We start from the raw sequence: 22,576 nt of genomic DNA on the forward strand, positions 1-22,576 counted from the left end.
CCCTCCATGCGGTGCGGAGGGGGCGGACCGTTCGGCGTGCGCGTTGTTCTGTTCGTCCGGCACTCTTGGCAGTTCTGGTCCGCTCTCCCTTCCGCGTTCCGTTGCTCCGCGGACGGGACGACCGGCCCTGGGGGGGGGCGATCGGGCCTCTACTTGGCCGCGCCGACCGGCTTTCCGTCGGGGGCGACGGCGTACCACGTGCCGCCCACGCCCTGGCCGTTGGTGTCGCCGGCCTTGGTGTCACCGGAGAAGGTGTAGATGGGCCAGCAGTTGACGGTCATCTGCTTGGCGCCGTCCGGACGGGTGAAGCCCATCAGGCCCTTCTTCTGGACGCCCTTGGTGTCGGCGGCCTTGACCGGCGCGACGACGGGCCACTTCTCCAGGCAGGCGCCGACACAGGCGGACTTCGAGACGGGCCAGGCCTGGTCCTTCATGAAGCGGTAGACCGTCATGCCGTTCTTGTCGACGACGATCTCGCCGAGCTTGGGGTCCTTGCGGGTCGACAGACCCGGCAGGGCGGCCAGCGTGGCCTTCTTGCCGTTGGGGGCGGAGGCGTACCAAATGCCGCCGACGCCCTGGCCGTTGGTGTCGCCGGCCTTGGTGTCCTTGGCGTAGCGGTACATCGGCCAGCCGCCGATGGTCAGCTGCTTGGTGCCGTCCGTGCGGGTGACCTCGCCGAGCAGGGCCTTGTCCACTCCGGTGGCCGCCGTGGCGCCGTCGGCGGGAACGGCGGGCCACGCCTTCGCGCAGTCGCCGTCACAGTTCGACTTCGGCGGCTCGGCGGTGTCCTTCTCGAAGCGGTACAGGGTGAAGCCGGCGCTGTCGGTCAGCACCTTGCCGAGCGTCGTGCTCTCCGCGACGGCGAGCTGGCCGGCGGACTCCGCCTGGGCCGCCGCGCCCTGCTGGTCGGCGCCGTAGCCGTTCGGGCTCGCGGTGCTGCTGCCGACCTGTCCGTATCCGTTGGCAGCCGCGGCGGCGCCGACGTTCTGGCTGCCCGTCGACTGGTTGCCCGAATCCTGACCACACGCCGTCGTGAGCGCCAGCACGGCCGCAGCTGTCGCTACGAGGGAGGCGCTCCGCCAGGAGGTCTTCATTGGGTAACTCCCACTGTTCGCATAAGGGTTGCAGCGCCCTGCAGCGCCGCGCATGGCCCTAGGTACGGGCGGGAGTGGCCGTTGTGTTCAACCGGCCCACAAAAAACTTTCGGAACCCTGTGACACCGTCCGCCACCAGACCCTCGGACAGCCGTCCGCCAGACATCCGTTCCCTTCCTCTCGCACACCTGCGCCCGGCCGGCCGCCGTCTCCCACGTGGTCGTCAAACCGCCCCGGTCCACAAGTCCTCCGTTCGGGGCAATACCCCGCCACTCGGGCGTGCGTGGGGGCGGCACGCCTCATGATCTCGGTCGTGCATGCACCACAGCGGACTCCGTCCGCCCTCGTCATACGGGTACTGGCGCTGGTGACGCTTACCTGGATCCTCGGCGGAGCGCCGGTCTCGTCCGCGGTCGCGGACGCCTGCGCGTACGCCTCCGTCGGCCCGGACGGCACGGCCGCGGTGGCGGTCGCCGGCGACGGGCTCTGCACCGTCAGCCCGGCACCGCCCACTCCCACGCCGACGCCCACCCCGAAGCCACCGCCACCACCCCCGCCACCGCCGCCTCCCCCGCCCAGACCCAAGCCGACGCCACCGCCCCCGCCTCCGCCGCCGCCCCCCGCGCCGGCCCCGCGGCCCGTCGTCGTGGCACCGCCGCCGAGGCCCACGCCACCCCCACCGCCGCCGCCCGCCCCGACGCCCAAGCCCACACCGACGCACAAGGCCCGTCCTCTGCCGTCGCCCACCCCGGTGAGCTACCCGGTTTACCGCGCACCGGCGCACAAGCACGCGGTCCGCAGCGGACCGTCCCTGGTCTCGCTCACTCTGCTCGTCACCGTGCCCGCGGTGCTCGCCGTCGCGGCACTGCGTCCGCGCTGACCCTTGGAGGCAACTTTGTCGGATTGGCTTGTTCTCGTCCTTGCGATGGCGGCCGCGTGTCTCGTGGTCCTCGTCGTGGCGCTGCTGCGCAACCGGCGCGCACCCGAGGACGAGGATCCGTCCGAGACCCCGGACGTGATCGAGTACATGACCATGATGATCGGCGTGGTCTACGCCATCGTCCTGGGGCTGGCCATCGCCGGCGTCTGGGAGGCCCGCAGCGCCGCCCAGGACCATGTGCAGACCGAGGCCCAGGCCCTGCACGAGATCTCGGAGCGGGTCCGGGTCTACCCGGCGGACGTACGGGACCGCATCCGCGGCGACGTGAAGGCGTACGTCGGTCATGTCGTCACCACCGAGTGGAAGACCATGGCGGACCACGGTCGTGTGACCGCCGAGGGCGGCCGGCTCTTCGACCGCATCCGCGCGGACGTCACCGACTACCAGCCGAAGACGGACTTCGAGGCCCAGGCCTACCAGCCGCTCGTCGACCAGGTGACCGCGGCCGACACCGCACGCAACTCACGCGCGGAGTCGACCGGGGCGACCATGCCGGGCGTGGTGTGGTTCGGGCTGATCACCGGCGCCGTCGTCACGATCGGGATGGTCTTCGCGCTGCAGATCCGGCGCACCAGGCGGGAGCTGATCCTGGCCGGGCTCTTCTCGGCCCTGATCGCCTTCCTGCTCTTCCTGATCTGGGACTTCGACGCGCCCTACAGCCGGGGCATCGCGGCCTCGGCGGAGCCGTTCCTGACGCTGTTCCCACACCTCCCGGGGTGACGGGACCGCACGGAAGACCCCGATAGCGACCGTGCGGCCCGCGAGGTCTCCCCCGATCCCGATCCCGATCCCGATCCCGGTCCTGATCCCGTCCTCGTCCTCGTTCCCGATTCCCGGTTCCCGGTTCCCGTGATCGTGACCCCGCGCGCCGCGTCGGGAACTCAGGTACGCCGCCCCGGCCTTCGACGCATCCACAGGACCGCGCCGCCGAGGACGGCGGCGGCCACCAGCCCGCTGCCGATCGCGATGTCGGTGGGCGTCGCCCCGGTGGAGGTGCCGCCGCCGAGACCGCCTCGGACACCACCGACGACGGTGAAGGCGGCCGGCCGGGTCAGGGTCCGGCCGTCGCCGCAGCGGGCCGTGATGTCGTAGGACCCCGGCCGCACGCCCCGGTCGACGAAGACCCGCGCGGTGGCCGTGCCGCCGCCCGTGCCGCGCAGCCGGGTGGTCCTGAAGGCCCGCGACCCGACCGTGCTGCCGGACCTCCGGCACGCGTCGCCGTCGACCGCGACGGTCAACGGGCCGCCCTGGAAGACCACACCGGGCCTGGCCCTGATGTTCCTCGGAGCGTCGTCCCGCCGGCTCCCGCCGCTCCCCTGGTCCCAGCCGTCGTCCGGGCCCTCGTCGTCCCACGGCCCGTCGTCGCCGAAGCGTCCGTAGTCGCCCCGGTCCCCGTCGTCGTAGACACGCCCGCTGTCGTCCAGGCGTTCACCGGCTCCCCGTTCGCCGTAGCCCGGTTCGCTCCAGGCCATGGCCGCGGGGGTGGCGAACCCCAGCGCGGCGACCGCGGCGGCCGAGACCGCCAGGGCACGGATGGTACGCATGTGATCCTCCGCGGAAGACGCCCCGGGACCCGTCCCCGGTCGATCGGCGAGAAAGCGCCTCCCAGTCAGACCCTCAGTTGCCGTGCGGGGGGCCGCATTTCGGGAATGGTCCGTCCTGGTGAGAAGACACGCCGAATGACTTACACATAATCAGATATTGCCGCAGGTCACGGACTGCCAGAAATATCCTGCACTCGGCAACTCGGATGGCGCACCACGGTGGCGCTCCCCCGGCCTTCCACCCGTGCCCCGCCGCCGCCGGGCATGCTCCACTTAGCTTTCTCGTATGCGCGACGGACGCGGTGACGGCCGTGTCGAGAGGGGATGGCGAATGTCTTCGTCCGCATGGCCCGAAGAGGAGGAGCGGCAGAGGAAGCGGGTCCCCTGGGGCGTGATGGCCCTCGTTCTGCTGACCGGTCTCGCACTCATCCGCAACGGCTCCGGCGAGTTCGACGTGGGCCCTCCGCAGCCCGCGTCGGTGGCAGCGGCGGCGGACGGCCGGACCCCCGCGTCCGGCCTCGCGAAGGCGCCCGCCCCCCTGCCGTACTCCGTGGTGGACCGGGTGCGGATCCCGGCGATCCGGGTCGACGCACCGGTCGTGCCGGTCGGCCTCGACACGGACGGCTGGGTCGGCGCGCCGCCCCCCGACGACCCGAATCTCGCGGGGTGGTTCACCGGCGCGGTCTCGCCCGGCGAGAAGGGCACCTCCGTCGTCGTGGGCCATGTGGACAACGCGCGGGGCCCGGCCGTCTTCTACGGACTCGGGGCCCTCAAGAAGGGAAACCGGGTCGAGATCCTGCGCAAGGACGGGAAGACCGCGACATTCGAGATCTACGACATCCAGGTGTTCCAGAAGAGCGCCTTTCCCGGTGACCGGGTGTACGGCAGCAAGGGCACCCCGGAATTGCGCGTCATCACCTGCGGGGGAGGTTTCTCCGAAGCGAACGGCTACGACGGCAACGTCGTCGTGTTCGCCCGTCTCGCCGGTGTCCGCTGAACGATTCGCGCGGCGGGAGCGGAGGCGGGACCGGGACCGGGAGCGCGGCAATCCGCCGGACGCCTTCGGGGGCGGTGCGGGGGTTCGCGGATCCGGGGCCGCCCGTCGCGGCGGCCGGCGTTCCCCCGTCCCCTCCCGCTCCGTCCCGCCCGCCCCGTCCCGGCCTTCCCCTCCCTGCGGTCACCGTCCCGGCGGTCACCGGGCGCCGGGCTCGGGTCGTCAGTCCCAGGTCATCGATCCCGGGTCACCGGTCCCAGGTCGCCCGTTCAGGCGTAACGGCGTCGCGGCACGGTGAGGTGGTAGCCCCGGTCCAGCAGCTGGGGCAGATAGTCGCGCAGCGCCCGTACGGTCTGGGAGCGGTCGCCGCCCGCGTCGTGGGAGAGCACGATGACGCCCGGGGCGGCGCCGTGCTCCACCCGGTGGACGATGGTGCCGGTCCCGGGCGTGGTCCAGTCGCGGGAGTCGACCGTCCACGCCAGCGGCTCCATGTCCAGGTCCGCGCCGATCTGGAAGGTCGCACGGTTCCAGGCTCCGTAGGGGGCTCGGAACCACAGTGGCCGCTCGCCGTAGGCGTCCTCGATGACGTCGCTGGTGCGCTCGATCTCGGAGCGGATCTGCGAGCGCCGGAGCTGGGTCAGCAAGGGGTGCGTCCAGGTGTGGTTGCCGACGACGTGCCCGTCGTCGGCCATCTCCGCCAGCAGGTGCTTGTTGTCCGCGGCCATCCCCCCGCACACGAAGAACATCGCCCGCACGTCGTACTTGCGCAGGGTCTTCAGGATGGTCGGGGTGTACTGCGGATCGGGGCCGTCGTCGAAGGTCAGCACCATGCTGCGGCCACGCCCGGACATCTCCAGGAGCGGCTCGCGCCTTACGGGGGGAGGCAGGGGCCTGCTGCTCGGTGGCCCGTCCCCGGCCATGGGCAGCAGCCGGTGGCCGGACGCCCCGAGGGGCGCGCGGGCCTGCGGGCCGGCGGCCGGGGGGCGCACCGGGCTCCCGGCCGGTCCGTCGGTGAGGACGCGGGCCGTGCCCGTCGCCCCCGCCACCCCCAGGACGGCGACGCCGGCGGTCAATGCCCGGCGTCGCGTGAGCAGCTGGTCCTTTTCCATGCCCCATCAGTCGCCCAACGGGCGGGGGACGCGGCTGAGCAACACCGGCGCGAGTCCGGGAAAGCACCCGATGGGACCAGTTCAGCGGTGACGCACCAGAGGGAACGGCAGGGTCTCACGGATCGTGAGACCGGTGAGGAACATGACCGTCCGGTCGACGCCGATGCCGAGCCCACCGGTGGGCGGCATGGCGTATTCGAGCGCGTCGAGGAAGTCCTCGTCGAGCTCCATCGCCTCGGGATCGCCGCCGGCCGCGAGCAGCGACTGCGCGGTCAGCCGCCGCCGCTGCTCCACCGGGTCGGTCAACTCCGAGTAGGCGGTGCCCAGTTCGGTACCGAAGGCGACGAGGTCCCAGCGTTCGGCGAGGCGTGGGTCGGTGCGGTGCTGCCGGGTGAGCGGGGAGACGTCGGTCGGGAAGTCCTTGTAGAACGTGGGCAGTCGGGTCTTCGCCTCCACCAGTCGCTCGTACATCTCCAGTACGACGTCGCCGCGGCCGTCGTCCGCCCGGTACGGCACCCCCGCGCGGTCGCACAGGCCGTGCAGCGCCGCCGGCGGTGTGTCGGCGTCGACCTCCTCGCCCAGTGCCTCGGAGAGGGCGCCGTACACCGTTCTGACGGGCCACGGACCGGAGATGTCGTACTCGGTGCCGTCCCGGCGGGCGACGGGCGCCCCGAAGGCGGCGGTCGCCGCGCCCTGGATCAGTTCGCGGGCGAGGTCGAGCATGACGTCGTAGTCGGCGAACGCCTGGTAGGCCTCCAGCATCGTGAACTCGGGGTTGTGCTTGTGGGAGACGCCCTCGTTGCGGAAGGTGCGGCCCATCTCGAAGACCTTCTCCAGGCCGCCGACGCACAGCCGCTTGAGGTACAACTCGGGGGCGATGCGCAGATAGAGGTCCAGGTCGTAGGCGTTGATGTGGGTCGTGAAGGGGCGGGCGTTGGCGCCGCCGTGGATCTGCTGGAGGATCGGTGTCTCGACCTCCAGGTAGCCGCGGTCCAGCAGCCCCTGGCGCAGGGCCTGCACGGCGGTGGAGCGGATCCGGACGACCTGACGTGCCTCGGGGCTCGACACCAGGTCGACATGGCGGCGGCGCACCTTCGCCTCGGGGTCGGTCAGACCCCGGTGCTTGTCGGGCAGCGGGCGCAGGCACTTGCCGGTGAGCCGCCAGTCGGTCACGAAGACGGTGAGGGTGCCCCGGTCGCTGGCCCCGGAGACGCCGTCGGCGCTGAGGTGGTCGCCGATGTCGACGTCCGCGCGGAACCGGTCGAGGGCGGGTCCCGATCCGGAGCGGGTGAGGGCGATCTGAAGGTCGCCCGACCAGTCGCGCAGAACGGCGAAGACGAGGCCGCCGAAGTCACGTACGAGGACGACCCGTCCGGCGACGGTCACCCGCTGCCCCGCGCGGACCTCGGCGAGGGTGTGGGTGCGCGGCGCGACACCCACCGGGTACGGGTCGGTGCCCGTGGCTCGGAGCCGTTCGAGCGTGCGGTGGCGGACACGGACCTGCTCGGGCAGGCCCGCCGTCGGATCGGGGGCCCCGGCCGTCTCCCCGCCGGCGGGGACCGGGGCCGCCGGTGCGGGCAGGTCCCCGGTGCCCACGGGTGCGGTCCGGGCCCTCGTGCGTCCCTTGCCCCACAGTTTGCGCAGCGACGGCACGGAGACGAAGCCCTCGGCGATGCCGGAGGCCATGCCGATACGGGCGAGGGCGCCCGCGTCGCCGTAGCAGAGGAAGCGGGGATACCAGGCGGGGTGGTACTTGGCGTTGGACCGGTACAGGGCCTCCAGCTGCCACCACCGGGAGAAGAACAGCAGCAGCTTGCGCCAGAGCCGCAGCACCGGCCCGGCACCGATCCGGGCGCCCTCCTCGAAGACCGACCGGAACACCGCGAAGTTGAGGGAGACACGGCGCACGCCGAACTTCCCGGCCACCGCGCACACCTCGGCGACCATGTACTCCATGACGCCGTTGGGGGCCCCGCGGTCACGGCGCATCAGGTCGAGCGAGATGCCGTCGTCGCCCCAGGGCACGAAGGAGAGCAGGGCCAGGAGCCTGCCGTCGGGGTCCATGGCCTCGACGAGGAGGCAGTCTCCGTCCGCCGGGTCGCCGAGCCGGTCCAGGGCCATCGAGAAGCCCCGCTCCGTCTCGGTGTCGCGCCAGGCGTCGGCCCGGTCGACGACTTCCTCCATCTCCTCGTCGGTGAGGGTGGAGTGGCGGCGTACCCGGCAGGTGGCCCCGGTACGCCGCACGCGGTTGACGGCCTGGCGGGTGACGCGCATGTCGCGGCCGTCCAGGTCGAAGCCGGCGACGTTCAGGATCGCCTCGTCACCGAGTTCGAGCGCCCCGAGACCGGCCCGCACGAAGGCCCTGGCGCCGTCCTCGGAGGCGCCCATGACGGCGGGCACCCAGGCGTAGCGGCAGGCGAGGTCCAGCCAGGCGTCGATGGCGTGCAGCCAGGCCTCGCGGTCGCCGACCGGGTCGCCGCTGGCGAGGCAGACCCCGGCCTCGACGCGGTAGGTGACGGCGGCCTTGCCACTGGGCGAGAAGACGACGGCCTTGTCACGGCGGGTGGCGAAGTAGCCGAGCGAGTCGTCGGCGCCGTAGGCCCGCAGCAGTGAGCGGATCCGGGACTCCTCGTCGCCGTGCAGGGCCGCCTCAAGCCGCTGCGAACGAAAGAGCGTGGCGGCGGCGTTGAGCAGGGCGACGGCCCCGAACAGGCCGAGGAAGAAGTAGACCTGGTGGGGTGGGCGTCCGCCGAACGAGTCGGCGGAGACGAGTCCGCCGCACACCCGGCCGGCCGCCCATGTGAGCCGGTCGCCGCGCGGCAGGGTGCCCGGGAACAGCTCGACCAGGCCCCAGCCGAGCAGGATGGCCACGACGAGCCCGGCGACCAGGACGGCCAGCGCCCGCCACACGGCGCCGCGCCGGGAGTCCGCGTAGAACTCGCGGCGTGCCACGACCAGCAGCACCAGGGCGGCGCCGCAGACGACGAAGGACGGCAGCGACTCGGCGTACAGGCCCATCGCGAGGCCGACGACGTCGGACAGGACCAGCAGGCCGAGGTAGACGACGACCAGCCACCAGGCGATCTTCTTGCGGGCGGCGGTCGCGGCGGCGAGCAGGAAGAGGAAGGCCGCGTACGCGAGGTTCGCGCTGACCGGGACGATCAGCAGGTCGAGGAAGTCCACCACGGGGCGCAGCAGACGGCGCAGGGGCTCGACGAAGGCCAGTACGACACAGAGCGCGCCGAGGGCGCCGAAGAAGGCCCCGTAACCCTCGGGCACCTTGCTGAGGAAACCGTCCCGGGACGGCCGTACGGGACCTTCGGCGCCCTTCGGTCCACGGGCCTCGACGGTGGCACTCATGGTTCCGACTCTAGGAAGAGCCGGGCGGCCCCGCCCGTCGAGCGGCCGGCCGCTCGTCGCATACCGCGCGCGCGGGGGCCGCCCCGGGCGTACGCCCCGTGGAACCCGGTCGGGCGCCGGAGCCACCCCGGGCGTGCGCCCCGCAAGTCGCCGCGAGGACACTCCCCGTGCGCCGGCCCGGCCGCTTCGTCCCGAGAACGTCCGGTACGTCGGGCCGGACCGGACGTCGTCCGGCAGTCGGCCCGGCACCGGAGCGCACACCGTCCCCTCGCGCCACCGCGGCCGACACGCCGTCCCCCTGGTATCCACACGCCCCACCCGCCCCGCCGACCTGCGGCTACCGATAGCCTCAGCGATGTGGCGGAACAGCAACCCTCGCACCAGTTCGAGCGCGGCACGGACGGCCCCAAGGTCATCGTCGTCGGCGTGGACGGCTCCGACTCCTCACTGCGCGCCGCGGCGTACGCGAGCGGTCTGGCCAGACGGCAGAACGCGCTGCTCGCCGTCGTCTACATCCAGCCCGTCATGGCCGCGGGAGCGGCCTTCGGCGCGCCGGTCGCGGAGACGACGGACCGGATCGCGGAGGACCTCATCGCGCAGATCCGCGAGGCCGCCGGACGGCTCAAGGACATATTCGCGGTGCGCTGGGAGTTCCACACCTTCCGTGGCGACCCGTACAACGGCCTCGTGAAGGCGGCGGACGAACTCACCGCGGACGCCGTGGTGGTCGGCGCCTCAGAGCAGGCGGGGCACCGCATCGTCGGGTCGGTGGCGATCCGGCTGGTGAAGGCGGGACGCTGGCCGGTCACGGTCGTCCCGTAGCGGCCGGGCCCGGATGCCCGTCGCCGGCCCTCGCCGCCCCTCACCGGTCGTCGCCCGGGGAGGGCCGGTCCCTTCCGCCGGAGGACGCCCGGGAGCCGAGGGCCCACGAGGCCGCCGGCGCGTCGATCCCCCGCCGACGCGCCGTTGACGGCGGGGCGCGCGCCGGACGGGGCGCGCCCGGGGCCCGCTGAACCGTTCACCGTGCCGTTCACCGACTGCATCGACCGCCCACCGCAGACCCGTGCCCCGCCCCTGTCCGAGCGGAGCGACAGCCGCTGGCATACAGGCCATGACGGCCGGAACCACCACCAAGACGACCGCCGAGCACGAGCTGGCCGCGCTGCAGCGCGAGCACGGACGGCCCCTCTTCGCCCTGCTGCTGCGCCTGTCCGACGGCGACCGGCAGCGCGCCGAGGATCTGCTGCAGGAGACGTTCGTACGGGCCTGGCAGCACCCCGAGGCGCTGCGCGCCGACGACTTCACCTCCGTACGCCCGTGGCTGCTGACCGTGGGACGACGGCTCGCGATCGACGCGCGGCGGGCCCGTCAGGCGCGGCCCCCGGAGGTGGGTGACGCGGTACTGGACAGTGCGCGGGTGTGCGCGGATCACGCCGAAAGGTCGGCGGCGACGCTCGATGTGCGGGAGGCTGTGAAGACTCTCACTCCCGAGCACCGTGACGTCCTGGTACAGGTGTACTTCCAGGGGGCCAGTGTGGCGGAGGCCGCCGCCGCGCTCGGAATTCCGCCCGGTACCGTGAAGTCGCGGGCCTATTACGCGTTGCGCGCCCTGCGCCGGGTACTTCCGGGATACGCGGCCGACCTGCGGTGAAACCGAGTCCCGGGTCAAGCCTCCGTAAAGCGCCTGCCAAGGACCATGGTTGAGTATTCCGCTTGTCCTCATCCGTGTTCCGACCGAGAGCCCGGGTCGGGCGACGCGCACGCACCGGAGGAAGGCAGGAAGGGATGCTGCACAGAGGTCAAGAGAGCACGGACGGCACCGGCGGTGGGGAACTCACCGTCCCCATGGCGTGGTTGTACGCCGAGTACATCGCCGACGAGTTGTTGCGGACCGGCGACCTGATGCCGCCCACGTCCTTCGAGTTCCGCGCCGGGCGCGACGCCCTGGCACTGACCATCTTTCTCTCCGACGGCGACGGCGAGCTCTCGGGCATCCGGGTCGTCTCGCAACTGGAGACCTGGCTCTCGCTGACCGCCTACGACCAGCCGTGGCAGGAGTGGGTGCGCGAGCACATGGCCCGGCTCACCGCCGAGGCGGCCGAGTGCGGAGGGCCCGCCCCGGACCTGGAGCTGGCCACGGCGGCCTGGCGCTGGCTGGAGGAGACCGAACTGCTCGCCCCCGACCTGGACGCCGTACCCGGCGGCGGTCCGATCCCCGGCGAGGACGACGGCCCCAAGGTGTGGACACCGGCCTGGCAGCTGGGCCTGCCCCTCGGGCACCTGGCGATCCATCTCTTCTGACCGCACCCCTCCGGCACTCACTCTTCTCACCCTTCTCAGCATTCTCAGCCGTCACTCTTCTCCGGCCACTCCTCTTCCGACCACACCCTCCGATCCTCCGCACGCATCCTCCGCACGCATTCCTCGCACAGTCATCGACTCCTACGAGAAACCCCCTCGCGATCTCCGGACGGCCGTCCCGCGGACGCGTCCCGGGCAACTTTTCCGGGCACGCACCAATCCGCGGGCGCCCTCGCTCCGAACGTCTTCGCCGCGATTCCGGACGAGCTTGAGTGATTCGGCGGTCTGGTCCGTACCGGTGGGCAACAGCAACACCACCCCCACCCCGCTCGATCGCCACGAGGATTCGGTATTCGGTATGAGGTCCCTGGAACGGCATCGTGACGTCGGCGCCTACGCGCTCGGCGTGCTGGACGAGGCGGATGCCTTCCGCTTCGAGGATCACCTCATGGAGTGCCCCCAGTGCACGGCGCAGGTGAGTGAGTTCCGACCCGCCGCACGGCAGATGATGCTGTACCGGCTGGCCACACCGCGCTCCGTGCACCCGTTCGCGGCACCGGGCCCCCGGCTGCTGGACACGCTGCTCGGCGAAGTGGCGGGCCGCCGCCGGGCCGGCCGCAGGCGCTGGCTGTACGCGGTGGCCGCCGCCGTGGTCTTCGCGGCGGGCGGGCCCGCGATCGCGATGGTGACCTCGCACGGCTCGGCCTCCGGCGGCTCCGCGTCCAACCAGGCCGCCGCGACCGACGCGGACACCGGCGTCTGGGCCCGGGTCACCACCGAGGACCGGGTCTGGGGCAGTGAGGTCGACGTCGAGGTGAAGGACTCCGGGGGCCCGCGGCCCTGTCAGCTCGTCGCCGTCGGCAAGGACGGCTCGGAGCAGACGGTCACCAGCTGGATGGTGCCCGACCACGGCGGCGCGTCCGCCAACATGCGGGGCGGCGCCTCGATGGCCTCCTCCGACATCAGCCGGTTCGAGGTGCGCACAGCGGACGGCAAGCACCTGGTGACGGTCAAGTCCCCCTGACCGACGGCTATTTGAGCAGTCGGGACATCCGGCGGTCGGCCAGCGGTCTGCCGCCCGTCTGACAGGTCGGGCAGTACTGCAGCGAGGAGTCGCTGAAGGAGACCTCGCGGATGGTGTCACCGCACACCGGACACGGCTCGCCCGTCCTGCCGTGCACCCGCAGCCCGCTCTTCTTCTCCCTCTTGAGACGACCGGCGGCCAGCCCGTGGGAGCGCTCCACCGCCTCGGTGAGCGTCCCGCGCAGGGCCTCGTACAGACGGGCGGTCTCCTCGGGCGTCAGCGAGGAGGCGAGCTTGAAGGGGGACATCCTGGCGGCGTGCAGGATCTCGTCGCTGTACGCGTTCCCCACGCCCGCGATCAGACCCTGGTCCCGCAGGGCGCCCTTGAGGCGGCGCCGCTCCCCCTCCAGCAGCCGCGCGAACCGCGCCTCGTCGAAGTCGGCCGCGAGCGGGTCGGGGCCGAGGCGCGCCACGCCGGGGATCTCCTCCGGGTCCCGGACCACGTGGACCGCGAGTCTCTTCTGGGTGCCGGCCTCGGTGAGGTCGAACCCCTCGCCGTTCTCCAGGGCCACGCGCAGGGCCAGGGGACCCTTGCCCGGCCGGGGCGGGCCGTCGGGCAGCGGGTCCCGCCACTGCAGCCAGCCCGCGCGGGCCAGGTGCGTCACGAAGTGCAGGCCGTCGGCCTCGATGTCGAGGAACTTGCCCCGCCGGCGCACGGCGGTGACCTCACGGCCCTCGAAGGCGGTGACGGGCGGGTCGTAGGTCTTCAGGACACTGATGGCGACGGGCAGCACGCGCACGACCTCTCGGCCGACGAGATGGTCGGCCAGGAAGTCCTTGAGCGCTTCGACCTCTGGCAGTTCCGGCATGCATCCAGAGTGCCACCCGGCACCGACACCACCATCCGGAACAGCGGCCGCGCCCGTCCGGGCCGGCCCGCGCCGTCGGTCAGTCCCGTCCCGGGACGAGGAACTCGCACCACACGCACTTGCCGCCGCCCCGGGCCTCCACACCCCACACGTCGGCGAGCCGGTCGACCAGCAGCAGACCGCGGCCGGAGACACCGGACACGCCCGCCTCCCGGCGGCGCGGCAGGGCGCTGGAGGAGTCCTCGACCTCGACGCGCAGCCTGCGGTCCGGGCCGCTCAGGACCCGCAGCGTGACGATCGCGGGACCCTCGGTGTGCATGAGGGCGTTGGTGATCAGTTCGTCGGCTACGAGTTCGATCTCGTCGGCGCGCTCGGCGGCGCCCCAGGCGCGGACCGCCACCCGGATCATGTGCCGGGCCTCGGTGAGGGCCTCGGAGTCGCCCGGCTCCACATGCTGCTGGAGCCGGCCACCGGACTGCCGGGGACCGGGGCCGCGGCGGCGCAGGAGCAGCAGGGCCACGTCGTCCTCGCCGCCGCGCTCCTCGGCCACGTCGATGAGCCGGTCGGCGAGATCGCACACGTCCTGCGGACCCGACCGGATCAGCTCCATGAGGGTGTGCATCCCCTCGTCGAGGTCCACGCCGGGCTGCTCCACGAGGCCGTCGGTGCACAGCATCAGGGTCTGGCCCGGGTCGAGTTCGACCGTCTCCACCGGATACTCGAGCCGTCCGAACAGCGCGGACAGACCGAGCGGCAGGCCCCCTTCGACGGACAGCCGGCGGCAGGTGCCGTCGGTGAGCCGGACCAGCGGGTCGATGTGGCCGGCCCGCACCAGCTGGACGACTCCGGTGGACAGGTCGGCCTCCGCGTACAGGCAGGTCGCGAAGCGTTCGGTGTCGAGTTCGTGCAGGAAGACGGAGGCGCGGGCCATCACGGTGGCGGGGGTGTGCCCCTCGGCGGCGTAGGCGCGCAGCACGATGCGCAACTGCCCCATGACGGCGGCCGCGTGCGTGTCGTGGCCCTGGACGTCGCCGATGACGGCGCCGACACGGCCGCCCGGCAGCGGGATGAGGTCGTACCAGTCGCCGCCGACGTCCCGGCCGAGGGAGGCGGAGCGGTAGCGGACGGCGGTGTCGGCACCCGGCACGCTGGGGACGGAGCGCGGCAGCATGGCCTGCTGGAGTCCCTGGGCGAGGTCCTTCTCCTGCTCGTAGAACATGGCCCGTTGCAGGCTCTGGGCGATGCTGCTGCCGAGTGCGACGAGGACGTTGCGCTCCTCGGAGGAGAAGCCGTACCGGTCGTTGTAGAGGAGGCCGAGGGCACCGATGGGACGGGCCTGCGCGATCAGCGGCAGATAGGCGGCCGAGGTGATCTCCAGGTCGGTGATGTGCGGCCACAGCACCGGGTACGACGCGGCGAAGTCGTCCGGCGACTCGATGAAGCGCGGGGCGAGGGTCCGCACGACCTCGCTCATCGGGTACTCCTCGTCGATCCGGGTGATCAGGGTGCCGGGTACGAAACTGCCGGCGGGGCCCTCGGCGACGAGCCGGATACGGCCGGCCTCGACCAGCCCCATCACCATGCTCGTGGCCCCCAGATAGGTGAGGCCGTGGGTGTCCTTGAGGATGTCGATGACGTCCTGGACGGTACGGGCGTGGGCCAGCGCCGCCGTGGTGATCTGTACGACGTTGGTCTGCTGGCGGCGGGCCTCGTCCTGGGCGGCGAGTTCGTGACGGGCGGCGCCCTCGCTCAGTTCCTGCGTGGCGTCGCGCACGATGCCGATGATCCGGCGCGGTCTGCCGGTCCCGTCGCGCCGGATGCAGCCCTGGGTGTGGGTCCAGCGCAGCGAGCCGTCCCGGCGGCGGACGCGGAAGTAGGCTCCGTAGTTCTCGCTGCCGTCCTTGATGGCCTGGGAGACCACGGTGTCGAGGCGGATGCCCTCCGCCGGGGGCATCCGGACCGACAGGCTCCCGGGGGACCCGTCGAACTCGCCGGGTCGCAGGTCGAAGATCTCGTGGGCCCGGGCGTCCATGTGGAACAGCCCGCTGTCCAGGTCCCAGTCGAAGCTGCCCATGCGGTTGAGCGCCAGGATCGGATCCGGGTGGGCGGGCCAGTCGTCCGGGAGAGGCAGGGCGCTCGCTCCCCGATCAACCATGGGGCCACCTTTTCAGGATTTGCCGGATTGTTCGACTTCTGGGGCGCCCGCTTCCGGGCCCTCCGCGGCGGGTCCCGGGGGCCGTCGTCCAGGCGGTCCCCGCTCCGCTCAGCTGTCGAAGACGTCGGTCGGGGCGTCGAACACGGTGCCCCCGTCGGGTGACTCGTCGGGCACCGGACCGCCGCCGTCGGGCAGGCCCGGCAGGGTGTCGGGGCCGGTCTCCTCGCTCGACTCGCCCGGCCCGGGAACGGTGCCCTCGTGCGACGGCGCCGTAGGGGGCTCGCCCACGGTCGGGGGTGGCGGGGACGTGACGGTGGCCGTGGGGCAGTCCGCGGCCGCCACCGAGGTCTGCGCGGGCGCCACCTCGTCCGGGACGCTCCCGGTCGGACCGGGCGGGACGGTCACGGTCGGCGTCGCACAGTCGGGCGCGGAGTCCTCGGGCGACCGTCCGGTCCCGCTCGGCGAGTCGCCGGGGTCCGGGCGGCCGGAGGCCGACGGCGAGGCCTGCGCACTCGTGTCCGGGCCTGTCGGAGGAACGCCGGACGGCCCGATGTCGGGTGCTCCGGCCTCGGGCGGCCGGACGGCGACGTCACGGCGCCCGTCGTCGCCGATCCTCCGCTCGATCCAGGTGTCGTCGTCGAGGTCGATGATCGTGACGCTGCTGAGCGCCGCGGGCGCCGGCGTCACCTCGATGACCTCGCCGGGCCGGAAGGCGGACCACGCCTGTCCGCGGGTGGCCGTGGTGCCGCGCGGGGCGACCGGCGTGTTCAGCGGGTTGCCGCAGGCGCAGCGGAGCCGGGGCACGCCCCGGTCGTCGACGAGCACGGCGGTGCCCGCCTGGAGCACTGCCTGGAATCCGGTCACCCGGCCGTCCCTGTAGCCGTGGTCGGTGACCCGTGTGTCGGCGCGCAGGACGACCGAGGTCAGCCCGCGCAGAAAGTCCGGGACGGCGGTCCGGGCGATGCCCGCGGCCAGGGCGAAGGCCTGTGTCCTGCGGGGGTCGGCGGCGAGCAGTGCGGCCTGCCGGTCGACGTCGCAGCTGCCGGCCGCACGGGTGCCGCCGTACAGGCCCGGTGTACCGCCCGGAAAGCCGGCCGGGCGCGCGGTGGTGGTGCCGTCACCGGGCGCCGAGGAGTCCCGCGGCGTCGATTGCGGCGATCGGGTGACGCGCGGCCGGGTGGCGGCGGCGGTGACCGTCGACCCGGTGAAGGCGTCGGGCCCCTGGGCGGCGACCGGCTGGAGGAGGATCCCGCCGTCGGAGGCGTCGGACGCCGTGTTCTCGTCGCTCCCGTCGTCGCCGCCGCCGCACCCGGCGACGAGGAGGGCCGCCGAGAGCGCACAGGCCGTGACGAAGGTTCGGGTGGGTATGCGCACCGCGTTCTCCCGTTCATCCCGGACAGGTCGTTGACCATTGTCTGCGTCGCCCGGTTGGCTCACGCAAGCGGAGAAGATCACCCAGCGTCACAATGGAAGGGAGAGGAGCGACTCGCCGTGGACTGGTTCACCGCCCCCGACTACTGGCTGAGCCGGCTGGTCTTCCAGCGGGCGCTGGCCGTGGTGTATCTCGTCGCGTTCCTCGGCGCGGCGCTGCAGTTCCGGGCGCTGATCGGGGAGCGGGGGATGCTGCCCGTGCCCCGCTTCGTGGCGCGGGTGCCGTTCCGCCACGCCCCGAGCGTGTTCCACCTGCACTACTCGGACCGCTTCTTCGCGGTCTGGTCCTGGACGGGCTGTGCGGTGTCCGCGGCCTTGGTGGCGGGTCTCGACGGGTACCTTCCGCTCTGGGGCGGCATGGTGCTGTGGCTCGTCCCCTGGGCGCTGTATCTCTCGATCGTCAACGTCGGGCAGACCTGGTACGCGTTCGGCTGGGAGTCGCTGCTCCTGGAGGTCGGCTTCCTCGCCGTCTTCCTGGGCAACGACGAGGTCGCTCCCCCGGTCGTGGTCCTCTTCCTGCTGCGCTGGGTGCTGTTCCGGGTGGAGTTCGGCGCGGGTCTGATCAAGCTGCGCGGCGACGCCTGCTGGCGGAAGCTGACGTGTCTGGACTTCCACCACGAGACCCAGCCGATGCCCGGCCCGTTGAGCTGGTTCTTCCACCACCTCCCCAAGCCCCTGCACCGGGTGGAGGTGGCCGCGAACCACGTCACCCAGCTCGTCGTCCCCGTCCTGCTGTTCGCCCCGCAGCCGGTCGCGACGGCCGCCGCCTCGCTGATGGTGCTGACCCAGGTGTGGCTGGTGCTGTCGGGCAACTTCTCCTGGCTGAACTGGACCACGATCGTGCTGGCCCTGTCCGCCGTCGAGTTCCCGGCCACTCCCCCACGGGTGGCGGGGCCGCCCCCCTGGTACGAGATCGTGGTCCTCGCCGTCGCCGCGTGCCTGGTGGGCCTCGGCTACCGTCCCGCCCGCAACATGGTCTCCCGGCGCCAGGTCATGAACCGCTCCTTCGACCCGCTGCGCCTGGTCAACACCTACGGCGCGTTCGGCAGCGTCAGCCGGGTGCGCCACGAGGTGGTCGTCGAGGGCACCGCCGACGAGGTGCCGCGCGAGGACTCGGACTGGCGGGAGTACGAGTTCAGGGGCAAGCCCGGTGATCCCCGGCACTGGCCGCGCCAGTTCGCGCCCTACCATCTGCGGCTCGACTGGATGATGTGGTTCGCGGCGCTCTCCCCGGCCTACGCCGGTCCCTGGTTCACCGGTCTGGTCGAACGGCTGCTGGAGAACGACCGCGACACGCTGCGGCTGCTGCGCCGTTCCCCGTTCCCGGCGGACGCGCCGCCCCGGTACGTCCGGGCCCGCCTGTACCGCTACCGCTACACGACCTGGCGCGAGCTGCGGGAGACGGGGGCGTGCTGGCACCGGACCCCTGTCCGGGATTTCCTGCCGCCGACACGGTTGGAGTGGGCCGATCAGAGCCGGTAGACGCGCAGGGCCGTGCCGCCGAACACGTCGGCGCGCTCCCCTTCGTCGAGCGCGTCGGTCAACTCCTTGGTCGCCGCGACCACTTGGGCGTACGAGGCGGCCAGCGTGCACACCGGCCAGTCGGAACCGAACATCAGACGGCCGGGGCCGAAGGCCTCCAGCGCGGTCTCGGCGTACGGACGCAGGTCGTCGACCGTCCACTTCGCCGGGTCGGCCTCGGTGACCAGGCCGGAGAGTTTGCCCACCGTGTTGGGGAGCGCCGCCAGCGCCCGCACCTGGTCCGCCCACGGATCCAGGGCGCCGGCGGCGATCGGCGGCTTCCCCAAGTGGTCGAGGACGAAGGTGAGTTCGGGGTGGTCCTGGGCGGCACGGACACAGCCGGGCAGTTGACGGGGCAGCACGACCAGGTCGTAGACCAGGCCGGCCTCCGCGACGGCCGCCAGCCCGCGCCGCACGTCCGGCCGCAGCAGCCACTCGGGCTCCGGCTCGCCCTGTACCTGGTGACGGATGCCCTTGAGGTGGCGGCCGCCCGGAAGTTCCCGCAGCCGGGCCAGTTCGTCGGCGACGTCCGGCCGGGTGAGGTCGGTCCAGCCCACCACTCCGGCGATCAGCTCGCTGCGCCGGGCGAGGTCGAGGAACTCCGGGGTCTCCTCGGCCACGGTGACGGTCTGGACCAGGACGGTCCGTCCGATCCCGGCGGCGGCCGCCTCGGGCCGAAGGTCGTCGACGGTGAAGTTCCGGCGCAGCGGCCGGAGTCCGGGGCCGGTGATCCAGTCCTGGTCCCGGACGGAGAGGTCCCACACGTGGTGGTGCGCGTCCACCCTCATGGCAGCTCCCACACGACGGGCAGCCCCGCCGCGGCGCCCTCGCCGGAGTAGTCGTGCACGACGTCGAGGAGTTCGGCCATCCGTGCCTGCCAGGCGATGTTGACCGGCAGCCGTTCCAGTTCGGCGAGCATCCGGCCGTAGTCCTCGCACTCCAGGACGTGGAACAGGTCGGTGCCGCTGCGCCAGATCGTCCACGAGGTGGCGCCGGCGGCCCGGATGGCCGCGGTGAGTTCCGCGGGGACCTTCCGGTGCGCGGCCTCGTACGCGTCGACGCGGTCGGCGCGCACCTTGGTGTGCAGGGCGATTCTCATGACGGGTCCTGTACGGGTACGGGGGCTTCCTCGGGCAGCAGTCCCGTCTCCCGCAGCTCCCGCCAGAACGCGGCGGGCACCGGCGTTGCGAACTGCTCGGCGCAGTCCCGGACTTCGTGTGCCGAGCGGGCGCCGACGAGCACGCTCACGACGGCCGGATGGGCGGCGGGGAAGGCGAGCGCGGCGGCGCGCAGGGTGATGCCGTGCCGCCCGGCGATCTCCTTGAGCCGCAGGGCCCGCTCCAGCGTCTCCCGGGGCGCGGCCGCGTAGTCGTAGGTCGCTCCCGGCCGCGGGTCCGCGAGCAGGCCGGAGTTGAAGGCGCCCCCGACGACGACCGAGGTGCCGCGTTCCAGGGCGGCGGGCAGCAGTTCGGCCAGCGCCCGGTGATCGAGCAGGGTGTAGCGCCCGGCGCAGAGCACGACGTCCACGTCCGTCTCGCGCACGAAGCGGGTGAGCATCCCGGCCTGGTTCATGCCGGCGCCGATCGCGCCCACCACGCCTTCCGAGCGGAGTTTCTCCAGCGCCGGGTAGCCCTCGTGGAAGGCCTGCTCGGCGTGGTCGTCGGGGTCGTGGAGGAAGACGACGTCCACGCGGTCGAGGCCGAGCCGTTCGAGGCCGGTCTCCAGGGCGCGTCGTACCCCGTCGGCGCTGAAGTCCCAGACCCGGCGGTGCGTGGCCGGCACGGCGAAGCCGTTCGCCAGGTCGTCGCCGCCCGTGCCGGCGGGCTCCAGGAGGCGGCCCACCTTGGTGGAGAGGGTGTACGCGTCGCGGGGCCGCGCGCGCAGGGCCGCCCCGAGTCGCCGTTCGGAGAGACCGAGGCCGTAGTGCGGCGCGGTGTCGAAGGAGCGGATGCCGCCGTCCCAGGCGGCGTCCACGGCCTCGTACGCCTGCTCGTCGCTCACCGGCGTGTACAGGTTGCCGATGCCGGCGGCGCCGAAGGACAGGGCGCTGACCTGGACGCCGCTTCTCCCGAGGGTTCTCACCGGCTCACCGGCCGCAGCCGCAGCCCCTGCATGCCGCCGTCCACGGCGAGCGCGGTGCCGGTGGTGGCGCCGGACAGCGGGCTCGCCAAATAGGCGATGGCGCCCGCGACCTCGGCGGCCGAGACGAGCCGTCCGGAGGGCTGGCGGGCTTCCAGGGCGGCCCGCTCGGCGGCCGGGTCGGGGGCGGCGTCGAGGAGCCGGCCGACCCAGGGGGTGTCCGCCGTGCCGGGGTTGACGCAGTTGACCCGGATGCCCTCGCGGAGGTGGTCGGCGGCCATGGCGAGGGTGAGGGAGAGGACGGCGCCCTTCGAGGCGGAGTACACGGCGCGCTGGGGCAGTCCGGCGGTGGCGGCGATGGAGCAGGTGTTCACGATCGCCGCGTGCGCGGATTCACGCAGATGTGGCAGGGCGGCGCGGGTCGTCCGCACCATGCCGAGGACGTTGACGTCCAGGACCCGGTGCCATTCGGTGTCGTCGTTGTCCTCGACGGTGCCCTGGGCGCCGATCCCGGCGTTGTTGACGAGGACGTCGAGTCCCCCGAGGTCCTGGGCCGCCGCGGCCACGGCCCTGCGGACGGAGGTGTCGTCGGTGACGTCGGCGCGGTGGCCGAGCAGCGGCTTCTCGACCTGCGAGAGGTCGAGGTCGAGGACGGCGACCTGGGCGCCGCGGGCCGCGAGCAGCTCGGCGGTGGCGCGGCCGATGCCGGAGGCTCCTCCGGTCACCAGCGCCTTGAGGCCTTCGAAGTCCGCGGTCATGCCGCTTCCCCCTTCTGACGGTCGGGTTCCTGCCGGGCGAGGTCGGCGGCCCAGAAGGTGCCGCCAGGGTAGGTGAACTCCGCGATGGACTCCGGACGCATGGTGGCGGAGAAGCCCGGCGCGGTGGGTGCCGTGTAGTGACCCTGCCGGATCACCACCGGGTCGAGGAAGTGGTCGTGCAGATGGTCGACGTATTCGATGACCCGGTCGTCGGTGGTCCCGGAGAGCGCCACGAAGTCGAACATCGAGAGGTGCTGGACGAGTTCGCACAGGCCGACGCCGCCGGCGTGCGGGCAGACGGGCACCCCGAACTTGGCCGCGAGCAGCAGGATGGCGAGGTTCTCGTTGACGCCGGCGACCCGGGCCGCGTCGATCTGAAGGATGTCGATGGCGCCGGCCTGGAGGAGCTGTTTGAAGACGATGCGGTTGTGGACGTGCTCGCCGGTGGCGACCTTGACGGGGGCGACCGCCTTGCGCACGGTGGCGTGCCCGAGGACGTCGTCGGGGCTGGTGGGCTCCTCGATCCAGTACGGTTCGAACTCGGCCAGCGCCCTGGTCCAGTCGATGGCCTCGTCGACGTTCCAGCGCTGGTTGGCGTCGATCGCGATGCGGATGCCGGGGCCGACGACGGAGCGGGCGACCCGGCAGCGCCGTACGTCGTCCGTCAGGTCGGCGCCGACCTTCAGCTTGATCTGGGTGAAGCCGTCGGCGACCGCCTCGGCGGCCAGCCGGGTGAGCTTCTCGTCGCTGTAGCCGAGCCAGCCCGGCGAGGTGGTGTACGCGGGGAACCCGTTCTCCCGGAGGGTGTCGGCGCGCTCCGCGGCTCCCCGTCTGCCGCGCCGCAGCAGCTCCAGCGCCTCGTCCGGGGTGAGGGCGTCCGTGAGGTAGCGGAAGTCGATCTGGCTGACCAGCCACTCCGGTTCGGCGTCGGCGAGGAGCTGCCACAGCGGTTTTCCGGCACGCTTGGCGGCCAGGTCCCAGACGGCGTTGACGACGGCGCCGATGGCCATGTGCATCACGCCCTTCTCGGGTCCCAGCCACCGCAGTTGGCTGTCCCCGATCAGGTCCCGGGCGAGCGAGCCCGGGTCGGCGCACAGCTCTTCGACGGACCGTCCCACCACATGCCCCCGCAGCGCCTCGATCGCCGCGACCTGGACGTCGTTGCCCCGTCCGATGGTGAAGGTGAATCCGTGCCCCTCGGGACAGTCGGCCGTGTCGCCGCGCAGCACGACGTAGGCCGCCGAGTAGTCGGGGTCCGGGTTCATCGCGTCCGAGCCGTCGAGCTCGCGCGAGGTGGGGAAACGGACGTCGTAGGTGTCGACCGCGGTGATGCGAGCGGCAGTTGGGGACACGGGAGGCCTTTCGGTCCGGGACAGGGGGTACGGAGGGGTCCGTACG

General features: G+C 72.6%; 20 protein-coding genes. 8 read left to right on the forward strand and 12 right to left on the reverse strand.

Going from position 1 to position 22,576, the window contains the following annotated elements; genetic code table 11:
* Window positions 1–149 precede the first annotated feature (149 nt).
* Window positions 150–1,094: an SCO0930 family lipoprotein gene (locus tag ACFV2J_RS36605; protein ID WP_385097663.1), complete on the reverse strand. Its 945-nt coding sequence runs from the start codon at window positions 1,092–1,094 to the stop codon at window positions 150–152.
* A gap of 751 nt (window positions 1,095–1,845) precedes the next feature.
* Between ACFV2J_RS36605 and ACFV2J_RS36610 the strand changes: the two genes are divergently transcribed.
* Window positions 1,846–1,974: a hypothetical protein gene (locus ACFV2J_RS36610; RefSeq protein ID WP_261994579.1), complete on the forward strand. Its 129-nt coding sequence runs from the start codon at window positions 1,846–1,848 to the stop codon at window positions 1,972–1,974.
* Window positions 1,975–1,989: 15 nt separating this feature from the next.
* Entirely contained in the window at window positions 1,990–2,754 is a 765-nt protein-coding gene (locus tag ACFV2J_RS36615; RefSeq protein WP_168531337.1) for a DUF4239 domain-containing protein, read from the forward strand.
* Between the two features lie 161 nt (window positions 2,755–2,915).
* Here the strand turns inward: ACFV2J_RS36615 and ACFV2J_RS36620 are convergent, their stop codons facing one another.
* Window positions 2,916–3,578, reverse strand: a complete 663-nt coding sequence (locus ACFV2J_RS36620) for a hypothetical protein (RefSeq protein WP_385442774.1) — start codon at window positions 3,576–3,578, stop codon at window positions 2,916–2,918.
* 331 nt (window positions 3,579–3,909) lie between these two features.
* Between ACFV2J_RS36620 and ACFV2J_RS36625 the strand changes: the two genes are divergently transcribed.
* On the forward strand, window positions 3,910–4,575 hold the full coding sequence (locus ACFV2J_RS36625) for a class F sortase (RefSeq protein ID WP_385095158.1): 666 nt from the start codon (window positions 3,910–3,912) through the stop codon (window positions 4,573–4,575).
* Between the two features lie 266 nt (window positions 4,576–4,841).
* On the opposite strand, the gene ACFV2J_RS36630 is transcribed toward ACFV2J_RS36625, so the two are convergent.
* Both ACFV2J_RS36630 and lysX read right to left on the reverse strand, forming a co-directional pair.
* Window positions 4,842–5,681: a polysaccharide deacetylase family protein gene (locus ACFV2J_RS36630; protein WP_385442777.1), complete on the reverse strand. Its 840-nt coding sequence runs from the start codon at window positions 5,679–5,681 to the stop codon at window positions 4,842–4,844.
* Between the two features lie 81 nt (window positions 5,682–5,762).
* Entirely contained in the window at window positions 5,763–9,041 is a 3,279-nt protein-coding gene (gene lysX / locus ACFV2J_RS36635) for a bifunctional lysylphosphatidylglycerol synthetase/lysine--tRNA ligase LysX (RefSeq protein ID WP_385442780.1), read from the reverse strand.
* 357 nt (window positions 9,042–9,398) lie between these two features.
* Between lysX and ACFV2J_RS36640 the strand changes: the two genes are divergently transcribed.
* The 4 genes from ACFV2J_RS36640 to ACFV2J_RS36655 all read left to right on the forward strand — a co-directional run bounded on the left by ACFV2J_RS36640 (window position 9,399) and on the right by ACFV2J_RS36655 (window position 12,366).
* Entirely contained in the window at window positions 9,399–9,863 is a 465-nt protein-coding gene (locus tag ACFV2J_RS36640; RefSeq protein WP_385083961.1) for a universal stress protein, read from the forward strand.
* 289 nt (window positions 9,864–10,152) lie between these two features.
* A complete protein-coding gene (locus ACFV2J_RS36645; protein WP_385083960.1) occupies window positions 10,153–10,692 on the forward strand; it encodes a sigma-70 family RNA polymerase sigma factor in 540 nt (179 codons plus the stop codon).
* A gap of 134 nt (window positions 10,693–10,826) precedes the next feature.
* On the forward strand, window positions 10,827–11,342 hold the full coding sequence (locus ACFV2J_RS36650) for a hypothetical protein (protein ID WP_385083959.1): 516 nt from the start codon (window positions 10,827–10,829) through the stop codon (window positions 11,340–11,342).
* Window positions 11,343–11,700: 358 nt separating this feature from the next.
* A complete protein-coding gene (locus ACFV2J_RS36655) occupies window positions 11,701–12,366 on the forward strand; it encodes a zf-HC2 domain-containing protein (RefSeq protein WP_385083958.1) in 666 nt (221 codons plus the stop codon).
* Window positions 12,367–12,373: 7 nt separating this feature from the next.
* Here ACFV2J_RS36655 and ACFV2J_RS36660 read toward each other — a convergent pair whose 3' ends face one another.
* The 3 genes from ACFV2J_RS36660 to ACFV2J_RS36670 all read right to left on the reverse strand — a co-directional run bounded on the left by ACFV2J_RS36660 (window position 12,374) and on the right by ACFV2J_RS36670 (window position 16,763).
* Window positions 12,374–13,234 carry an Fpg/Nei family DNA glycosylase gene (locus tag ACFV2J_RS36660; RefSeq protein WP_385083957.1) on the reverse strand — a complete coding sequence of 287 codons (861 nt, stop codon included), beginning with the start codon at window positions 13,232–13,234 and terminating at the stop codon, window positions 12,374–12,376.
* A 79-nt stretch (window positions 13,235–13,313) separates the two neighbouring features.
* The gene (locus ACFV2J_RS36665) at window positions 13,314–15,389 is read right to left on the reverse strand and encodes a SpoIIE family protein phosphatase (protein ID WP_385083956.1); all 2,076 of its coding nucleotides are present in this window, start codon (window positions 15,387–15,389) and stop codon (window positions 13,314–13,316) included.
* Window positions 15,390–15,497: 108 nt separating this feature from the next.
* Entirely contained in the window at window positions 15,498–16,763 is a 1,266-nt protein-coding gene (locus ACFV2J_RS36670; RefSeq protein WP_385442786.1) for a DUF6777 domain-containing protein, read from the reverse strand.
* A 117-nt stretch (window positions 16,764–16,880) separates the two neighbouring features.
* Between ACFV2J_RS36670 and ACFV2J_RS36675 the strand changes: the two genes are divergently transcribed.
* A complete protein-coding gene (locus ACFV2J_RS36675; protein ID WP_385083955.1) occupies window positions 16,881–18,302 on the forward strand; it encodes a lipase maturation factor family protein in 1,422 nt (473 codons plus the stop codon).
* Here ACFV2J_RS36675 and ACFV2J_RS36680 read toward each other — a convergent pair.
* From ACFV2J_RS36680 to ACFV2J_RS36700, 5 genes are read right to left on the reverse strand one after another with little or no spacing between them, the layout of a single operon-like run.
* Complete coding sequence (locus ACFV2J_RS36680) at window positions 18,290–19,129, reverse strand: amidohydrolase family protein (protein ID WP_385083954.1); 840 nt, start codon at window positions 19,127–19,129, stop codon at window positions 18,290–18,292. The genes ACFV2J_RS36675 and ACFV2J_RS36680 overlap by 13 nt on opposite strands.
* Window positions 19,126–19,440 carry an L-rhamnose mutarotase gene (locus ACFV2J_RS36685; protein WP_385083953.1) on the reverse strand — a complete coding sequence of 105 codons (315 nt, stop codon included), beginning with the start codon at window positions 19,438–19,440 and terminating at the stop codon, window positions 19,126–19,128. Before ACFV2J_RS36685 ends, ACFV2J_RS36680 begins: the two co-directional genes overlap by 4 nt.
* Window positions 19,437–20,423, reverse strand: coding sequence for an aldo/keto reductase (locus tag ACFV2J_RS36690; RefSeq protein ID WP_385083952.1), 987 nt, complete (start codon window positions 20,421–20,423; stop codon window positions 19,437–19,439). The genes ACFV2J_RS36685 and ACFV2J_RS36690 overlap by 4 nt, the downstream gene beginning before the upstream one ends.
* On the reverse strand, window positions 20,420–21,178 hold the full coding sequence (locus ACFV2J_RS36695) for an SDR family NAD(P)-dependent oxidoreductase (protein ID WP_385083951.1): 759 nt from the start codon (window positions 21,176–21,178) through the stop codon (window positions 20,420–20,422). The genes ACFV2J_RS36690 and ACFV2J_RS36695 overlap by 4 nt, the downstream gene beginning before the upstream one ends.
* Window positions 21,175–22,530: an L-fuconate dehydratase gene (locus ACFV2J_RS36700; RefSeq protein ID WP_385083950.1), complete on the reverse strand. Its 1,356-nt coding sequence runs from the start codon at window positions 22,528–22,530 to the stop codon at window positions 21,175–21,177. Before ACFV2J_RS36700 ends, ACFV2J_RS36695 begins: the two co-directional genes overlap by 4 nt.
* Window positions 22,531–22,576 lie beyond the last annotated feature (46 nt).

The sequence above is a fragment of the Streptomyces sp. NPDC059668 genome, from assembly GCF_042734135.1.
Classification (GTDB): Bacteria; Actinomycetota; Actinomycetes; order Streptomycetales; family Streptomycetaceae; genus Streptomyces.

Bases quoted from the DNA above. Each gene is read 5' to 3' on its own strand.
- ACFV2J_RS36605 (WP_385097663.1), bottom strand. From the start codon at position 1,094: ATGAAGACCTCCTGGCGGAGCGCCTCCCTCGTAGCGACAGCTGCGGCC.
- ACFV2J_RS36620 (WP_385442774.1), bottom strand. From the start codon at position 3,578: ATGCGTACCATCCGTGCCCTGGCGGTCTCGGCCGCCGCGGTCGCCGCG.
- ACFV2J_RS36625 (WP_385095158.1), top strand. From the start codon at position 3,910: ATGTCTTCGTCCGCATGGCCCGAAGAGGAGGAGCGGCAGAGGAAGCGG.
- ACFV2J_RS36630 (WP_385442777.1), bottom strand. From the start codon at position 5,681: ATGGAAAAGGACCAGCTGCTCACGCGACGCCGGGCATTGACCGCCGGC.
- lysX (WP_385442780.1), bottom strand. From the start codon at position 9,041: ATGAGTGCCACCGTCGAGGCCCGTGGACCGAAGGGCGCCGAAGGTCCC.
- ACFV2J_RS36645 (WP_385083960.1), top strand. From the start codon at position 10,153: ATGACGGCCGGAACCACCACCAAGACGACCGCCGAGCACGAGCTGGCC.
- ACFV2J_RS36650 (WP_385083959.1), top strand. From the start codon at position 10,827: ATGCTGCACAGAGGTCAAGAGAGCACGGACGGCACCGGCGGTGGGGAA.
- ACFV2J_RS36655 (WP_385083958.1), top strand. From the start codon at position 11,701: ATGAGGTCCCTGGAACGGCATCGTGACGTCGGCGCCTACGCGCTCGGC.
- ACFV2J_RS36660 (WP_385083957.1), bottom strand. From the start codon at position 13,234: ATGCCGGAACTGCCAGAGGTCGAAGCGCTCAAGGACTTCCTGGCCGAC.
- ACFV2J_RS36665 (WP_385083956.1), bottom strand. From the start codon at position 15,389: ATGGTTGATCGGGGAGCGAGCGCCCTGCCTCTCCCGGACGACTGGCCC.
- ACFV2J_RS36680 (WP_385083954.1), bottom strand. From the start codon at position 19,129: ATGAGGGTGGACGCGCACCACCACGTGTGGGACCTCTCCGTCCGGGAC.
- ACFV2J_RS36685 (WP_385083953.1), bottom strand. From the start codon at position 19,440: ATGAGAATCGCCCTGCACACCAAGGTGCGCGCCGACCGCGTCGACGCG.
- ACFV2J_RS36695 (WP_385083951.1), bottom strand. From the start codon at position 21,178: ATGACCGCGGACTTCGAAGGCCTCAAGGCGCTGGTGACCGGAGGAGCC.